The sequence below is a fragment of the Tenacibaculum larymnensis genome (assembly GCF_028829235.1).
Classification (GTDB): Bacteria; Bacteroidota; Bacteroidia; order Flavobacteriales; family Flavobacteriaceae; genus Polaribacter; species Polaribacter larymnensis.
The window spans coordinates 138,476-156,364 of record NZ_JAIWJY010000008.1; the positions used below are offsets into that span (position 1 = coordinate 138,476).

The 17,889-nt window shown below is 31.4% G+C and carries 10 protein-coding genes; all 10 read left to right on the plus strand.

The genetic code is table 11. From position 1 onward, the window contains the following. Positions 1-8 precede the first annotated feature (8 nt). Genes LCI24_RS12560 through LCI24_RS12605 form a run of 10 tightly spaced genes read left to right on the plus strand, consistent with a single transcriptional unit; the run spans position 9 to position 17,889 of the window. A complete protein-coding gene (locus tag LCI24_RS12560; protein ID WP_274640682.1) occupies positions 9-1,313 on the plus strand; it encodes a hypothetical protein in 1,305 nt (434 codons plus the stop codon). 17 nt (positions 1,314-1,330) lie between these two features. Further along, positions 1,331-2,698 (plus strand): hypothetical protein, encoded by a 1,368-nt coding sequence (locus LCI24_RS12565; protein ID WP_274640683.1) that lies wholly within the window; start codon positions 1,331-1,333, stop codon positions 2,696-2,698. Beyond that, positions 2,683-3,981, plus strand: a complete 1,299-nt coding sequence (locus LCI24_RS12570) for a hypothetical protein (protein WP_274640684.1) — start codon at positions 2,683-2,685, stop codon at positions 3,979-3,981. Before LCI24_RS12565 ends, LCI24_RS12570 begins: the two co-directional genes overlap by 16 nt. Before the next feature lie 6 nt (positions 3,982-3,987). Beyond that, positions 3,988-8,946, plus strand: coding sequence for a hypothetical protein (locus LCI24_RS12575; protein WP_274640685.1), 4,959 nt, complete (start codon positions 3,988-3,990; stop codon positions 8,944-8,946). Continuing rightward, positions 8,946-10,298 carry a PKD domain-containing protein gene (locus LCI24_RS12580; protein ID WP_274640686.1) on the plus strand — a complete coding sequence of 451 codons (1,353 nt, stop codon included), beginning with the start codon at positions 8,946-8,948 and terminating at the stop codon, positions 10,296-10,298. The genes LCI24_RS12575 and LCI24_RS12580 overlap by 1 nt, the downstream gene beginning before the upstream one ends. Positions 10,299-10,308: 10 nt before the next feature. Beyond that, the gene (locus LCI24_RS12585) at positions 10,309-13,506 is read left to right on the plus strand and encodes a fibronectin type III domain-containing protein (protein WP_274640687.1); all 3,198 of its coding nucleotides are present in this window, start codon (positions 10,309-10,311) and stop codon (positions 13,504-13,506) included. Between the two features lies 1 nt (position 13,507). Then, on the plus strand, positions 13,508-13,957 hold the full coding sequence (locus LCI24_RS12590; protein ID WP_274640688.1) for a hypothetical protein: 450 nt from the start codon (positions 13,508-13,510) through the stop codon (positions 13,955-13,957). A gap of 4 nt (positions 13,958-13,961) precedes the next feature. Then, positions 13,962-15,176, plus strand: coding sequence for a hypothetical protein (locus LCI24_RS12595; RefSeq protein WP_274640689.1), 1,215 nt, complete (start codon positions 13,962-13,964; stop codon positions 15,174-15,176). Positions 15,177-15,233: 57 nt separating this feature from the next. Beyond that, a complete protein-coding gene (locus tag LCI24_RS12600; RefSeq protein WP_274640690.1) occupies positions 15,234-16,568 on the plus strand; it encodes a hypothetical protein in 1,335 nt (444 codons plus the stop codon). 10 nt (positions 16,569-16,578) lie between these two features. Continuing rightward, entirely contained in the window at positions 16,579-17,889 is a 1,311-nt protein-coding gene (locus LCI24_RS12605; RefSeq protein WP_274640691.1) for a hypothetical protein, read from the plus strand.

Sequence of the window (17,889 nt, forward strand, 5' to 3'; positions counted from 1 at the left end):
AGTTGCTTATGAAAAGAAAATTACTAATACTTATTTTTTTATTAGCTTCTTGTTTTGGTTTTTCTCAATCGGAATTATATGTGTTGCATTCTTCAACTGAGAAATATTCTGATTCATATAGAGATTCATGGTATGTTTTATCCCATTATAAAGGGTCACATGAAGTTCTATCCAGTATAGTGAAAATTAAATTAAACTATTTCGATTTTTTTAATGATGATCCTAGTAATGATTGCGGTGGACCTTGTGGACAATATGCAGATCAATGTAAAGGGGCTGAGTTTTCAGAAGAAAAAATAATATTTGATAAAATAGAAATAGAATCAAACTCAATTGATTGTTTACCTATAAGTTATCACGCTGTTTTATTACCGAAAATAATTGTACCAGCAGATAGAAGATGTGAACGAGATGACTTATTTAAGCAATATTCTGACGGGCAAAATCATAATGTAACAGGTTTAGTATGGGAATATGTAGATCAAAATGGTAGTTGGAAAGAGTTACCAAACTATAAAAGTAGATACCCGTTAAATGTAAGCTTATTAGATATTTTTGGAACTAATTGGAGAAATGAATTCACAGGGAATTTACAGTTGCAATTTAAATTTACAGCACCTTTTACCAATGAAGTTGTTTATTCTATTCAAAAATATACAATAACATTAACAGAATGCTCTCCAGATTTTGAATCGTATTATAACTTAAGCAATACATCATGTTCTTATAAATCTGATGGTAAAATAAGCGTGAAATTAAGTAATAATATCAATACTTCAGAACAATTAGCTGCAACTTTATTTAAAGAAGATAGCAACGGAGATATATTAATAAATCAATACAGTACCAAGCAATTAGATACTACAGATCCAACAGTTTTGGTATTAAAAGATTTAGGAGGAGGTTTTTTTGGTTTTAACTGGCCAAAAGATATTGATGCAGGGAGTTATTATTTTAGGTACCAAGTATTGAATAAAGTAACTACACCATCTAAGCCAAAAGCAACAGACCCATTTTGGTATACGTTAGTCAAAACATCAAATTTTATTATTGAAAGAGCAACAAATGTCACATTTGAAGCTGAAAGGTTTAGTGACGAAAACTGTGTAAAATCAGAAGATGGAAAGATAAGAGTTTTCAATGTTAGTGGAGGAACAGGGGAAGGGTATAAATATGAATTGAATGAAAGTACTGATTGGATTTCTTTTGATCCTTCTAATATAAAGGCAAATGAAGTAATAATAGGAGGTCGAGGCAAAGGAACCTATAAAATAAAAGTAAGAGATAGTAATAAATGCTTAGCAAAAGAATAATATTACAGTTTATAATCATGGTTTTTTCTGCTGTTAGTGCTTTTGGGCAGAGTTATAAACTGTTTAATACAAGTAGAAATTTTTGGTCAAAGAATTTTTGTGAGAAGAACCCACCTACAGGTACTCAGTATACGACATTAAATACTATAAGTGTCAATTACGGTTTAAAAGGAGATGGTTCAACATTATATGTAGATGATTCAAATGGTATAAGAATGCCCGATGAATATCATTATAACTTAGAAGACATGTTATTAGGAATAGTAGGAACAGATAACGCATTAGGTTTCCCAGAACCTGTTTTATTAGATATATCAAATATATGTTATTATGACTTTATACATTTTCTTACAATTTCGCCTAGTTATTTTAAGACAGAGTTAACAACAGCAACAACAGAAAATAATGGAGATAATTCAACAGGAAGTGAAGTTACACTATCAGCTACTCCTGGTTATCACCCCTTAGTGTATACTTGGCAATATTATGTAGATTTTACTCCAGAGGAAAAGAAGTTATTTCCAGGGAATGCTACAATAGCAACAAAAAATAAAATTAATGGTACATTCAACCCTTATGATAAAGGTGATTTTAGTACCTCTTCAAATTGGAGAAATTTTCCTAATCAACTTTTAGGAAAAGAAAAAGTAACATTTACAGCAAAAGACTTGTTTGGTAAATACGCAAATTTATTTGTAGGAAGAAGTATAAAGTTTAGAATAAGAATGTCTAATGGTTGGATTTCTGATGAAATTTTTTCATTTGTTTTTATTGATAGTTCCCCTCAACTTCGATTATTAACACCTCATGAAACTAAATGTAATTACACAGAAGATGGTAGTTTCACATTTACTGTAGGACGAAATTTGATTGAGAGTGAAAATGAAAAAATGATAGCAACACTATATTATGAATTTACTTCTAATAATTATGATGTAGCAGAAAATGGTCAAGAAGAAATTACAAGTTTAATAGATAATAAAAATGGTACTTATAGTTATACTTGGAAAGGTGGTTTACCTCCTGGAAATTACAAGTTAAAGTATCAAACTTACAATGGTACAGGAGGAATTTCACCAGATGATTCAAGTTGGGACGATTTAAGATTTTCAGAAATATTTGAAATAAAAGCACCCCTAAATATCATATTTGAAGCTGAAAGGTTTAGTGATGAAAACTGTGTAAAATCAAAAGATGGAAAGATAAGAGTTTTCAATGTTAGTGGAGGAACAGGAGAAGGGTATGAATATGAATTGAATGAAAGCACTGATTGGACTTCTTTTGATCCTTCTAATATAAAAGCAAATGAAGTAATAATAGGAGGTCGAGGGAAAGGAACTTATAAAGTAAAAGTAAGAGATAGTAAAAAATGTATGGCAAAATAAAAATAATAGTACAATTTATAGTTTTTGTTTTATCTATTAATGTTTTCGGGCAAAATCCAGAATATGCTTATTTAGTTAAAACAGAAATAACAGGTTATTTACATGCTAATAATGGAAGTCTTTCCATAAAAACTAACCTTGGAGGTATTGGTAGTGGTAATTATTTTGCAACAGCAAGTAATGTAGGGAATGTATATTTTGATTTTATGCAATTACAAGATGGTTTTACTCAATCGACTATTAGTATATATAATTATGCAATACGAATAGCAAATTACCCAGACTGTGATTATACAAGAGAAGAAACAATATTAAAAGAAGATTTTAATAACAGGAGTTATTTAAATTATGGTGGATGTAGTTTTCAGCAAAGAGTTTATCCTCTTCATATAGTAGGAACCGATAATACAGATCCTGTATGTTCACTTACTACAATAAATTTAAAAGGAGGGTATGATTGGGAGTATCAAATAGGAAATGGAGGTTGGAAAACACTTGCTAGCGCTACACAGTCTGTTAATATTAATATAGGTGATATATATGCAGATAATGGTATTGATATAAATGAATTACCCACTGGTTCAGCAGAGAGAAGTATTCATTTTCAAACGGGACATAAGGCAAGTAATAAATTTGTAGCAAGGCGGACTTATACAATCACTGGATGTTCTCCAGTATTTGTTGAGTATTATGATAAAACCAAAACTTCTTGTTTCTATAAAACGGATGGAAATATAGGGATAAAGTTAGGTAGAAACATAGACTCAAGTAAAGAAAGGTTAGTTGTTACACTCTATAAATCAGATAGAGTTTTAATAGGGCAAGAACATACAACTAATTCATTAATTCCACTAAATTCCACTAACTATGGATATATGTGGCCCAATAATATTGATGCAGGAACCTATTATTTTCTATATCAAACCCAAAATATAAATTTAGATATACCAACCGCTCCAGAAATAGATGATGGTTCTTCTTGGGATAAGCTTGTCAAGACTCCTAGTTTTACTATCGAGAAAGCAACAAATGTTGATTTTACAGCTGCACCCTTAAATGATGAAAGTTGTTTTGAGATAGGTGATGGTGAAATTCAACTAGAGGTTACTAGTGGAGAAGCAGGAAGATCGTACCTCTACATAGTATATAAAATAGAAGGAACTACAGAGATTTTAGAAAGAGATTGGACAAGTTTTTCTGGAACTAGTACTACTATAAATGGATTAAGTAAAGGAAAATATAGAATAAAAGTAAAAGACAGCCAAGGTTGTTTAGCAAAATAAAGTTGTATGAAAAAAAATAGTTTATTAAACATTATGGAGGTAAAAAAGCTATTAGTACTATCTGTGTTTTTATTGTTAGGAATAAATTCTTGGGCACAACAGGAACCAGACGATAAGGTGGAGACGGTAACAATTGAAGGACCTAGTGACTATTTGAAAATGGATTTAATTGAAAATCAAGAAATAACAGAGTATGGAACCGAAACTGGGGCGATTCAAATACAAGCTTCTGAAGGTTGGACAAATGAAGCTTACACTTATCTCGTATATAAGAATGATGTTTTAATAGCTGATTTGAGTTCAAATTCTGCAGATGGTGTAATACCAATATCTGAAGGTTCTGAACTTATACAAAAATTAGGTTCTGGTATTTATAAAGTTGAATTAAGAGATAGTAAATATAAAGATACCTTCAATGAATGTAATAGGGTTATCAAAACAATTACATTATCAAACCCCGAACTTTTAGTTATTGATGCATCAGATATACAGTACATAAAATGTTATGGAGAAAAAGGTACTATAACCGCAAGTGTTAAAGGAGGACTACCCAGAAGCAATGGTACTTATGAAGTTAATTTATATAAAGAAGGAAGCAGTACTGTGCTTAGTTCTAAAGAAGTTACATATTCTAAGCTTGAAGGTGAGCCTATTAGTTTTGAAGGTTATTCAGCAGGAAACTATAAGATAGAGGTTAAAGATAAGTATAATGTCACCAAAACAACAACCGTAACATTATCAGAACCCAAAGCATTGGCTACCCCTATGGTGACATCTTTCACTAATGTATCTTGTAGAGGTGAAAATAACGGAAGTTTCACTGTGTCAATGAGTGGAGGAACTCCTCCTTACACACTTTCTGTGGATAATATTACTCAATCAGGAACTTTTAGCAACACCAAAACAGTTACGGGATTAACAGCAAACAGCTATTTTATAAAAGTAGTTGATGCAAATGGATGTAAATCTAGTGAGATAACAAAAATTATTACAGAACCTTCAGAAACTCTTACTGTAGATAAAGCAAGTGATGGGAATCCAACTAAGAAAAACGGAACTAATGGTTTTATTAATATTTCTGTAACAGGAGGTACAGCACCGTATAAGTATCAATGGTTTAAAGATGGAAGCAAAACTAGTTTCTCTGATAAAAAAGATGTGTCTAATTTAGGTGCTGGAACTTATAGCGTAATTGTAACCGATGCAAACGGTTGTAATAATCAAAAAACACCTTTTTCAGTGACATTAACTGAACCTGCAGAATTAAAAATTGATCCTATAATAACACATGTAAAATGTTTTGGGGAAGCAACAGGAAGCATTGATGCTAATGTTTCAGGAGGAGCTAGTTCAACTTATACGTATGCATGGGAAAAAAAAGAGGGAGCTTCATGGGTTTCTATATCAGGAACAGCTCCTGTAATAGATAGTTTACCAGCAGGAGAATACAGAGTATATGTATCAGTAATTTATAATGGTAGTGTTGTAGAAGATGGGTATTCAGAAAGTAAGATCATTTCACAACCAGCAGCTCCATTGTCAATAGGAGAAACTATAAAAAATGTTGCTTGTAAAGGAGGTAATGACGGAGCGATAACTTTAACTGTTGATGGAGGAACTTCACCATACACCTATGCATGGTCAAACGGAGCTACTACAAAAGATTTATCAGGATTGTCAATAGGTTCATATACGGTAACTATAACGGATGCAAATGACTGTACTTTAGAAAAAACATATAATGTAACTGAACCTTCGGAAAGTTTGAGTGTTTCTTATGTAAGTCACCAAGAGCCATTAGCTTTTGGAAGTAAAGACGGGAGTATCAATATTTCTGTATCAGGAGGAACTCAGCCATATTCCTACAAATGGTTGAACGAAGCAGATAATGAAGTAGGAACTTTACAAAATATTTCAAATTTAGGAGATGGTACATACAGAGTATTGGTAACGGATGCAAACGGATGTACAGATGAATTATATCAAATACTTACACAACCTGATAAACTTATAGGAACTATAACTATCCCAAGTGATGGAGAGTTGTATTGTAATGGAGATACCGATGGTAAATTGGAGGTAGCTGTAAAAGGGGGAGTTGCTCCATATACATATCATTGGTACGAAATAGATAGTAGTGGAGGAAAAGTATTTATTTCAGGAGCAACTAATACAACAGTAGGAGGTTTATCAGCAGGAGATTATGGTGTAGAAATAACAGATAGTAATAATATAAAATCGTATAGTGAAGGTATTGTAGTAAATCCAACTAAAGTTGAAATTAGTAATGTTACTGTAAGTCATATTGCTTGTTATGGAGATTCAACAGGAAGTATAGATGTAGATGTAATTGGAGGTACAGATACTTACATTTATAAATGGTATAAAGTTGGAAATAGTACTGTAATAGGAACAGAAAAAAACATATTAAACCTTAGTGTTGGAGATTATAAAGTGGTAATTACAGATACCAATAATTGTCCAAATCCGCCTATAGAAAAAATAATAACAGTAAACCAACCAGCTGCACCTTTAACAATAGTTACAGATTCTCAAAAAAACTTAACTGGTTTTGAAACGACAAACGGTGAAATTAATATTGAAGAAGTATCGGGAGGAACTGCTCCTTATACCTATGAATTAAGAGTAAAAGGAAATACAACAGTTATCAGTAATCTAAGCAATCCAACAGGATTGGATGCAGCTACTTATGTCATGACTATTCTTGACGCTAATAACTGTTCAGTAGAAAAAGAATTTACACTTATTCAACCTGCCAAATTAGAACTAAATTTAGCAGTTACAAAACCAATAGCTTGTAACGGAGAAACAGGAACGATTGGTTCAACAGTAATTGGAGGATATGTATTATCAGGTGAAGACTATAACTATCAATGGTATAGTAGTAGTGATTTAACAAAAGTTATAGGAACAGAAGCTACTTTAACAGCTTTAGTAGGAACGTATAGATTGGTAGTTACCGACTCTAACGGAAATACAATTTACAAAGAACAAGAGCTAAGAGAAAATCCTCCTCTTGCAATCACTTTCGCAAAAACAGAAGTAACCTGTTACAATGGTAATGATGGAAGCATTGATATTTCTGTTACAGGAGGTACAGGAGTGTATACTTACGAATGGAGTAATGGTGATAAAACAGAAGATATTACTGCTTTACCAGAAGGACTTTATACTGTAACTGTAAAAGATGAAAATGGATGTGAATTACAAGAAGCAATTACCATAACGCAACCGAGTATATACAGAGTATTAGTAACAACTTTTGAAGAACCTAGCGGAGCAGGTTTGTCAGATGGAAGTATATCAGTAGATATTGAAGGTGGGGTAGCACCGTATACATACGAGTGGAAAGATGAAGCAACTAATAGTATAAGCAATACTGCTTCAATAAATAATGTACCTACCGGAAAGTATTATTTAAAAGTGGTAGATGCTAAAGGGTGTGAGTTAAATGAAGTTTATAACTTAGATGAACCAGACCCATTAGTAGTTGTAATCGAACAAGTAGAAACGATTAAATGTAATGGAGACATATCGGCGGTACTAAATGCGGTAGCAACAGGTGGTGTTGGAGGTAATAATTATGTATGGTATGATGCAACTACAGGAAATAGTATAGCAAACTCTCAAGTTATTTATAATTTACCAATAGGAAGATACTTTGTAAAGGTGATTGATTTAAAAGGGATAGAGGATACTAGTGAAATTTTCACAGTAGTACAGCCTGAAGTATTAGGAGTAACAGGTGATGTGTCAAACGTAACTTGTTCTGGTAATAATGACGGAGTAATAAGTTTAAATGTTGAAGGAGGAACACCACCATATTCTTATTCATGGAGTTCAGGTGAAACAACAGCAGAAATTACTGTAGCAGCAGGAAGTTATTTCGTTTTAGTTACTGATGCAAATGGTTGTCAAACTACAGGCAGTTTTACAGTAGAAAAAGCAAGCTCATTAACAATTACAGAAACTGTAAAAGATATTGTATGTTATAATAGTTGTACAGGAGAAATAGACTTAAATATTGAAGGAGGTATTGCTCCATATAATGTAACATGGAATACTGGACAAACAGGAAGTAATGTAACAGGACTATGTGCAGGAATGTATACTGTTATGGTTACTGACCAAAAAGGTTGTCAGACAACAAAAGAAATTTTAGTTAAAAATGCAGAAGAGTTAATATTTGATGTTGTTCCAAGTGAAGTGACCCTTTGTTATGGAGAAACTATAGAGTATGATGTAACCATGGATGGAATATCAGAATATGCATGGACTTCAACAAATGGTTTTACAAGCAATGAGAGTGTTGTGTTATTATCTGAAGAAGGAGTTTATACATTAACAGTAACAACTGTTGATGGATGTAAAGTATCTAAAGAAATAATCATACATAAGTCAAACACTGTTATAGATGCTCAATTGATATTAACGTCACAAGCTTTTGTAGGCGAAGACATTATATTAATTAATGTGTCTAACCCTATTAGTGAAACAGTTGAGTGGGAAATTCCTTCAAATGTAACCATAGTTCAAAAAACTGATGAAGGCCTAGTTTTACGTTTTCCAGCACCTGGAAATTATGATATCTCTTTAATTTCAAATGAAGGAAGTTGTAAAAAAGTAGCAACTAAAACAGTAAATGTTTTAAAAGCAAGAGATTTAACAGATGTAGGGGAAGCTAAGAATCCATTTGTAAAAGAGTTTGCTGTGTATTCAAACCCTAATAAAGGAAAGTTTACTGTTGACGTAGAGCTAGAAAAGGAATCAGAAATTTCTTTACGTCTTTTTAGTTTAGGAGCAAATTCAGTTGTAGCAGATAAACTACTAAAAGGGCAAAAAGAATATGAAGTATTGTATGATATGAATGTATCAGCAGGGGTATATGTATTACTATTAGAAACTCCAAAAGCAAAAAGAATACAAAAAGTAATTGTTGAGTAATGAGAAAGGTTTTATTTTTTATAATAATGCTATTAGGTTTATATGCTTGTGTTAATGAAGTGGCATTACCAGTTACTGTTGATTTTAGTACCGAAATTGTGAACCAAGATTATACAGTTCCTGTAAAGGTGAAAATCACTAACGATACAGAAGGAGCAGATACCTATAACTGGACTTTTGAAGGAGGAGAACCCAATAGCTCGTCAAGTAGAAATCCAGGTATTATAACATACAATAAAGAAGGAGAATATCTTATCACTTTAGAAGCTTCTAATAGAGATGGAAGTGTAGATGTGAAAACTCAAAAAGTAACAGTTAAACCAACTGTTCTAACAAATTTTGATGTTGAAGTATTAGAAAATAATTACTCACCAGTTGAAGTAAAAATCACCAACAAAACAACTGGTGCAACAACTTTTGAGTGGTTTTTTGAAGGCGGAAACCCAGAAGCATCAACAGAAGAACATCCACAAAATGTAGTTTTTACTACTTCAGGAGAGCATACAATAAGATTAAAAGTAAGTAATGGTGAAGAAACTTATACCCAAGAGAAAAAGATAGAAGTTGCACCTTATTTAGCAGCCAATTTTGACTATGCGGTAGCTTTTGAAGACGATGATTATCAAGTTCCTGTAAAAGTTACGCTGACAAATAAAAGTGTAAGTGCAACTAGTTATAATTGGACTTTTGAAGGAGCCAATATAACAAGTAGTTCAGAAGAAAACCCAGAAATAGAAATTCAAACACCAGGAACTCATACATTACAGTTAAGAGCAAGTAATGGAAAAGAAGAGAAAGTGTTTTCAAAAACAATAGTGGTTTATGAAAATACCAACTTAAGAAGTTTTGAAAACGTAAAATTAGGAATTAATACAGCTCATAAAGAGAATGTTATTGGAGCTTTCTTTTCAACCAAAACAAGAAAAGTATATACAAAGAGTGAAGTTACTAATGAAACAGGAAAGGATATAGATCTTGTTTTTTTCGGATTAAATGAATCCTTTTCATACAATAAGTTTGTAAGTCCGGATCAGGCTTCAACCGTAGCTTTTTCTTCTATTCCTAATGCACAAACAATCCAATTGATTAATAATCAGGAATCGTGTAGTTGTAGTACTTCATTGTCGGTAGCAGATTTTAATAGTATGACAAATGATGAGTTACTAGCAGGATTAACAATGGATGAAACCAACGAAGGATTAAAAGAGTTTGACGAGACCATAACACCAAGAATTATACCTTTTAAAACTTCAGATAACCGAAAAGGAGCAGTAAAGATAAAACAGTTTGTAAAAGATGGTACAAACTCACGCATAGTAGTTGATATAAAAGTTCAAAAAGAAGCTAAATAAGAAAAAGCAGATGAAAATCAAGCCAAACGATAGCAATATATTTAAGAAAATAGTGGTACTTTTTACTGTATTTATAAGTACGGTACTATATTCGCAAACCTATCCCGTACAAGTTACTCCACAGTTAATACCTCCGTATAGTTTAAAAATGTCAGACTATGCTACAACAACGAGTGAAAAATTATATACAAACATCTTATTAACCGATGTAAATGAAGTAGGACGTAGAATACGATTAAAAATGTATATAGAAGGACAAGGACTTTCTATAACTACACAAGATGTAATTGCAGGAGAAACACCTATATATGTTGATGGAGGAATAAATTTAAGACTCTCTAACTTAGATTTACAGGCTTATTTTCAATTAAATAATTTAGTAGGAATCACGCCAGGGCAGTACAATGCACCGTTACCAAATGGGGGATATGATTTTTGTTTTGAAGTATACGATTATTTTACTAATAGAAAATTATCGGCTAAAAGTTGTACCACAGTATATTTATTACAAAACGATCCACCTATCTTAAATTTACCGTTTAAGGATAATATTGTAAATGCAACCAATCCGCAAAACATATTATTTACTTGGACACCTCGTCATAGTAATGTAAGCAACGTACAATACGAGTTTACATTAAAAGAACTGTGGGATGTACAAAATCCGCAAGCTAACTTTTTAGCATCAGTTCCGTTTTATCAAACAACTACGTATAGTACAACATTATTAGTAGGACCCGAAGCCCCACAACTATTATCGGGGAAAATTTACGGATGGCAAGTCCGTGCTTTTGTAAGTGACGGAATTAATGAAACCTCTGTATTTAAAAATGATGGTAATAGTGAAATTTTTTGGTTTAAATATTTAGAAGATTGTCAACCACCAAGCTTTGTTATTTCACAAGCATTAACCGCAGAGTCGGTACAGGTGAATTGGCAAAGTTCAGAACATTTACGCTATAGAATTCAGTATCGTAAAAAAGGATTTGGAGATGATGATTGGTTTGAGGTAAATAGCTATACCAACGAGGGGAAAATACGTAATTTAGAACCTGCTACCGGGTACGAATTTCGTGTAGGAGGAGAGTGTACTCAGTTATCAGGATTTGCCTATTCAAATATTCAAGAGTTTACCACGCCAAGTAACGATGAAGCTGCATATTACAATTGTGGATTAACACCACAAATTAATATTACAAACAAAGAGCCTTTACCAAAATTAGGTATCAATGAAACTTTCACTGCAGGAGACTTTCCTGTAACTACACGTGAAGTAACAGGAAGTAATGGTACGTTTAGCGGTTGGGGGTATATTACACTTCCTTTCTTAGAAAATTTAAAAGAAATTATTGATGCGGCAAACATAGCAACAGGAGGAAAAGTTAATATAGGTAAATACACACGTATTAAAGTAGTATTTGACAATGTTCAAGTAAATAGTAGTTATGAGCTTACTGATGGTGTAGTAGTTACAGATTACGATCCTGAATGGGGAGGGATTATTGATGCTGATGAAGTTATTGAAGATTTAGGAGACCTAGTAGATGACATCTTTAAAGAAGACGAACCAGTAGAAGAGAATTCAGATACAACCAATAGTGAGACTACTACAGGAGAAAGCCCAACAACAGGAGATAGTACAGATAATAATTCAACACCAGATACGAATAATTCAGATTCAACAGACACTACAAATACTGATGCAACGAACCAAGGAGATACTTCAGGAACAGGAACAAGTAGTGGTACAGATACAACTAATAATACAGGAGGGGATGCAAATACGAGTAACAATTCTTCAAGTAATGAAAGTGAAAATGCAGTAATAGAGCATAACGGTAAAAGTTATAAAAACGGAGACACAATAGAGGTTCCTTATTCTAGAGAGCAAACAAATTTTGCATTCTTATTAAAAAATTACCCAAAAAATGCGAAAATTAATTGGCAAGTATTAGAACTTGGCACAGATAACACTTCTAATTTTGTAACAAATGAAACTACACACGATAATTTAGGTATTAACATGAAAGATATTCATGTATTAGATGTGGTTGCTAATTATAATAAAGAAAAAGTTAAAGTAACAATTAAAAGAATAGTTAAAGAATTTGAGTTTTTGGAATTGGTTGCTAAAGAAGATAAAAATGAAAAAAGAGCTGCAAAATCAGGACAAATTCTTTATTTGATTAACGAACCTTCCATCACAAAAGATTCTAAAATAATAGACTATGAAATAAAAATATCACCAAATTTAAATGAAGATATTATTTCTAAAAGTGATATTAAATGGTATTTCAATGATAATTTAGAGACTGAACATCAAGGAAAGAAAACCACATTTAAATGGTTGTATGAAGACACTGAAACTGTAACTACAACTGTTAATGCGGGCTATCCTAATAAGCAAGAAAAAAGCTTAGACGTTAAATGGGTAAAAAGAGATTATCAAAAAAGGAAATTTAGTTTAGGGAGTGAAAACTTTGGATCAGAAACAATAAAAAAAGCTTTTGAAGCTACAAAATTGATTGAAAAATATGGAAAGAAATTAGAAAGTCTTTCTTTTATTAAATCGACATCAACATCAAGTCCAGTAGGTATTAATTGGTTTTATGAAATTGTTCCTTTTGAAAGTATATCTGAAAATAAAGAAGATATAGAATCTCGTCTATATTATAGAGAAAAGAAAACCAAAGGAGGATTTAAAGTAGGATTAAAAGGTAAGGTTACTGTATGGAAATGGGGATTGCCTATAGATGAGTTGCCCATACCTGATTGGGCAATAAAAAAGGCGAAAGAATATATTACTGCCGAAGTAAAAATTGAAGCTAGTGCCAATGCTTTTGGAGAGGTAAAAGTAGTTAGTGAAGAGAGAAAATATGTAGAGAGTGATAAGTGGATTGAATATAAAAAATCAATAGATCCTGCAATAATAGGTTTAGATGTTGCCTTTGGTGCAAAAGGAGAGTTTAGTTTACTTAAAAATAATGATTGGTTTGCTATTAGTGGTTACGCAAGTGGTGTAGCAGGAGCTGAACTTTTAAGTATTGGCTATTCTAATGGAAAATTTGGAGTATTTCCTTTAAGAAAAGGAGTGTATTTAGATTTAAATGCAGGTGCTTATCTAGTGTTTTTAGGTAAAAAATTAGAAACTTCACCATATTATGAAAGAATTCAATTAGTTGATCCAATAGATTTATATAAAGAGTAAAATGAAAGGTTTAAGTTTATTTTTAAGTATAGTAGGTTTTTTTGCGGTATTATCAGCCATTGTGAATGATTTTTATCAAATAAAATTATTGTATACCGTCAATTTTAAGCAATCATGCTATGTGAAAGATGTATTGATAGAGAAAAAGCGTTATAATGTAGATGGAGAAGCTACAGACTTATATTATATTGAAGGTTATTTAAAAGAGAATAAAGTAAAAAAAACAATCTCAGGTTATATGCCTTCTTTAGATAAAGATGAGAATGGTAATTTTTTAGTATGGTATTGTAAATGGGAAGAAAGAAATCTTATTCTTAAAAGAAAGAAAAATGAAAAAAAACCATCTAAAACTCTAGGAGGAATATGGTTTAACCTTATACTAATAGTGTTATTTATACCATCACTACTTTATTATATACGATTGAAAATATTAGAAAAAAATAAAAAATAAAATAATGAGAAAATTAATAACATCTTTATTATTAACTATAGTAACAATCAGTTATTCGCAATTTAAAAAAGGAGAAGGTATAGCTATTCGTTTTTCAAAAGAAGTAATGGCTACTTATAAAATATACGAAACACCTTTGCGTATAAACCAAGTAGGTTCTCAAAAAGAAATTGATTATTCTACTTATGAAGGTTTAATACAGTCTTTTTTTTCGGCTTCTAATAGAAAATGGGCATTGAGTGAATACTTAGATGGAAGAACTAAAATAGTTAGGGATGAAGAACACTTTGAAGCGGTTAAAAAAAATGATACATCCAAAAATTATATACAAATAGAAACAGTATATGAGTATAATTATAATGGAAGGAATATGGCTTTTCTAAAATACTCATTTATTATGGAGAAGATACCATTTCCTATTATAGGGGTAATTTCCATAGAAAAAGTTAAAGATAGATGGTACATAAGTGATTTATTAAATCAAGAATACATGATAAGTATTTTTTCCAATTTTGAGCCTGCTATTTTGCTAGAGTTATTAAAAGGAAAGTCCGAAGATGACTTCATAAAAGGTTTAATAAAAAAAACAAGAGGGAAAAATAAAGGATTAGATTTTGAAAAGTTAGCGAATATTTATAGAGGATGGTATAAAGTTAAGAAGACAGAAAGTTTATATAAAGTAAAAGATAAGCGACTTATTGTTGAGGGGTATAATTATCCAAAAGCGAAGCTGAGGCAAACACCAGAAGTTTTTAAAATTAAAACAGAACAAGATTTTATATTAGAGAAATCTTTTTTTTCAGAATATTTACTAAATGATAATAAATTGGTTTCTAATGAGAAAACAAAGAAAAAGTATGAAAGAAAACCAGAGTTTAATTTGATAGACAAAGAAATTACAACATTAATTTCAAAATTTACATTTGAAGATAATAATAATACATACAGTATAATTAAGTATAGTAGAAATAATATTAATAAAGCCATTCTATATAAGAAAGATAGCAATGGTTATGTTGAGATTAATGATAGGTTTACTAACTGGGTAAGTTTATTTGAAAATATTAAGCCACAATTACTTTATGACTTATATGAAAACAACAAACTTATTGAATTAAAAAGAGAGGTTTTAGATAAGAATAAAGTATTGAATTTAGATAAACTGGCACTAGTTATAAAGGAGAATAGATTTTCATTAGCTAAATACTTAGATGAGTAACTGCTGTAAATTGCTGTGAAAAAGAAATTACTACATATAATTTTTTTACTGTATAGTATGGCAAGTTTTAGCCAACATACTTATTTATTGGAGTATAAAGCATCGTTTAGTACATCATCTATACAACCTGCGTGGGGTGTCAGAATATCCTATATAGAAGATGGTGTTGCTAAGTCAATATATAATGTAACTACTACACCTCCTAACACTAATAGTGGCTCTGTAGATACATTTTATGTTTTTTCAACTAGTAAGGAAATAACTGCTTTGGGTGCTTCTTGTTTGTCGGTTTCAGGAACGCTAACATCTTGTACGGCTGGTAGTCATACAAGTGATATTCAAACGGTAAATAATAGTTGTACCAGTGATTCTAGCTTTATAATGGAGGCTGTAAATAAAAATAGGTGTGTTTCGGGATCAGTATCTAAGTTTAATTTAATTAAAATAGAAGATTTTAAAGCGATAAATAATTACGGTGCAACAGGAAACGAGTTAAAATCTTGTAACTCTAAAAGTTTAATTATTTCTACAAATTGTATGTATTCTTTAGAGTACAAAATACCAAGTAATTCAAATTGGGAGGAGTTGTTAACTTATGGAAGTAATCCTAGTGCAGTTAATATATCACAATCAAATTTCCCAGGATTGCAAGTAGGAGAAAATGTACAATTAAGAGTTCGATATACGTCTTTAAAAGGAGAAACGAATATTAATGCATACTCAGATATTTTGACATATAAAATCGTAGGATGCTCACCTCAATTACTAAAACCAGTAGTAACTCAAAAAACAAGCTGTAGCTATAAAAATGATGGAGGTTTTACTTTAAATTTTAATAGAAATTTAAACTCAGGAGAAGAGTTGGTAATGACTTTATATGATGGTACAGATGACAGTGTATTGTTTGGACAAGAATATACATCAACCTTAACCAATAATTTTGGAGTTTATAGTTATACCTGGACAGAACCTTTAGATGCAGGAAGTTACAGAGTAAAGTTTCAAACACACACAGGTTCAGGAGGAATAGATGATGCAGACGATACATGGAAAAGCCTTGAGTTTTCTGACCCCTTTACTATAGCACCTGCAACACCCGTTGATTTTCAAGTAGTAGGCTTAGCAAATCAAAATTGTTTTGAGGTGAATGATGGGTATATAGATATCAGTGCGACAGGAGAAGGCAATAGAACATTTTTATACCAATTGACTAAAAATGGAACAATACAAGTTTTTAATGGCACCAATTGGTTAAACTATACTGGGAGTAATATTGATAATGATACCTGGTTTCCGTTTACCAATGTTAAAAACACAAGAATAAATAATTTAAATAAAGGAGCGTATAGTGTAAAAGTGAGAGACTCACAAAAATGCTTAGCAAAACAGTAAGGAGAGAAAAATGAAAAAGAAATTATTGTTAATACTATTATTATATAGTTGTTTAGGGTTTGGGCAAGGTTATGTTTTTCATGAGGTAATAGAAAGCTTGAGTTTAACTTGTGGTAATGGAGATATAGCTGATGGTGCTATTCCTTGTAAAAATAGTATTTCTATTTCTATAGTTGACGGAGAAATTCAAGGAATTTTAAAGAGTGAAAAAGGAAATAAAATTGATTGTAGTGATAGTAATAATTTTGAGTTGATAGAATTGAATCCTGAACAGTTATTTTGTGGATATACTTTTATTGAAGGATTAGATTTATCTAATTATTGTTACAACCATGAAGTAACGTACATAAGTATAATACCAGATAATGATTTTAAAATTCTGACACCTGACCCAGGAGTAAATAATACAACTACATCAATAACCTTAGAGGCTTCTTCAGGTTATCATGAATTAGTATATAATTGGATGTATTATGATCCAATAACCAATGGTTGGAAGAAGTTTCCTCAAGAGTACTTGGGAAAAAGTTCAATTACGTTTACGGCTAAAGACTTATTTGGTAGTGAAGCTCATTTGTATACGAGTAAAAGTATTCAATATAAATTAGAGTTGTGTAATGGGTGGAGCCCAAAAGAACCTTATACTTATGTATTTATTTCTGAATCTCCTCAATTACAAGATCCCATAGTAACCCAAAAAACAAGTTGTAATTATAAAGCAGACGGAAGCCTAACATTTGACTTTAAAAGAGATTTATACACAACAGAAAAGTTGGCAGTTATTATATATCAACAGAACACAGAATCTGGAAAGTACGATGTTATTTTAGATCAAAAACTTGATATAGAATCTCTAGAGAAAATAAACGAAACTACCTATAGGTATCAATGGGCAAACAATTTACCTCATGGAACTTACAAACTTAAATATCAAACAGGAAAAAAAGGAGTTGGAATAAATCCCGAAGACATTTCTTGGTCAAATTTAGTTCCTGTAGAGTTTACTATTGAAGAAACAGCAAAAGTTGATTTCCAAGTAACAGGCTCAGCAGATCAAAATTGTTTTACGGTGAATGATGGGTATATAGATATTAGTGCGACAGGAGAAAGTAGTAGAACATTTTTATACCAACTAAAAAAAGATGATGTAATACAAGTTTTTAATGGCACGAATTGGGTTAATTATAAAGGAAATAATGCTGATAATGAAACATGGTTTCCGTTTACGAATGCAAAGACAACAAGAATAAGTAATTTAAATAAAGCGGCATACAACGTAAAAGTTAAAGACTCAGAAGAGTGTTTAGCAAAACAGTTATAA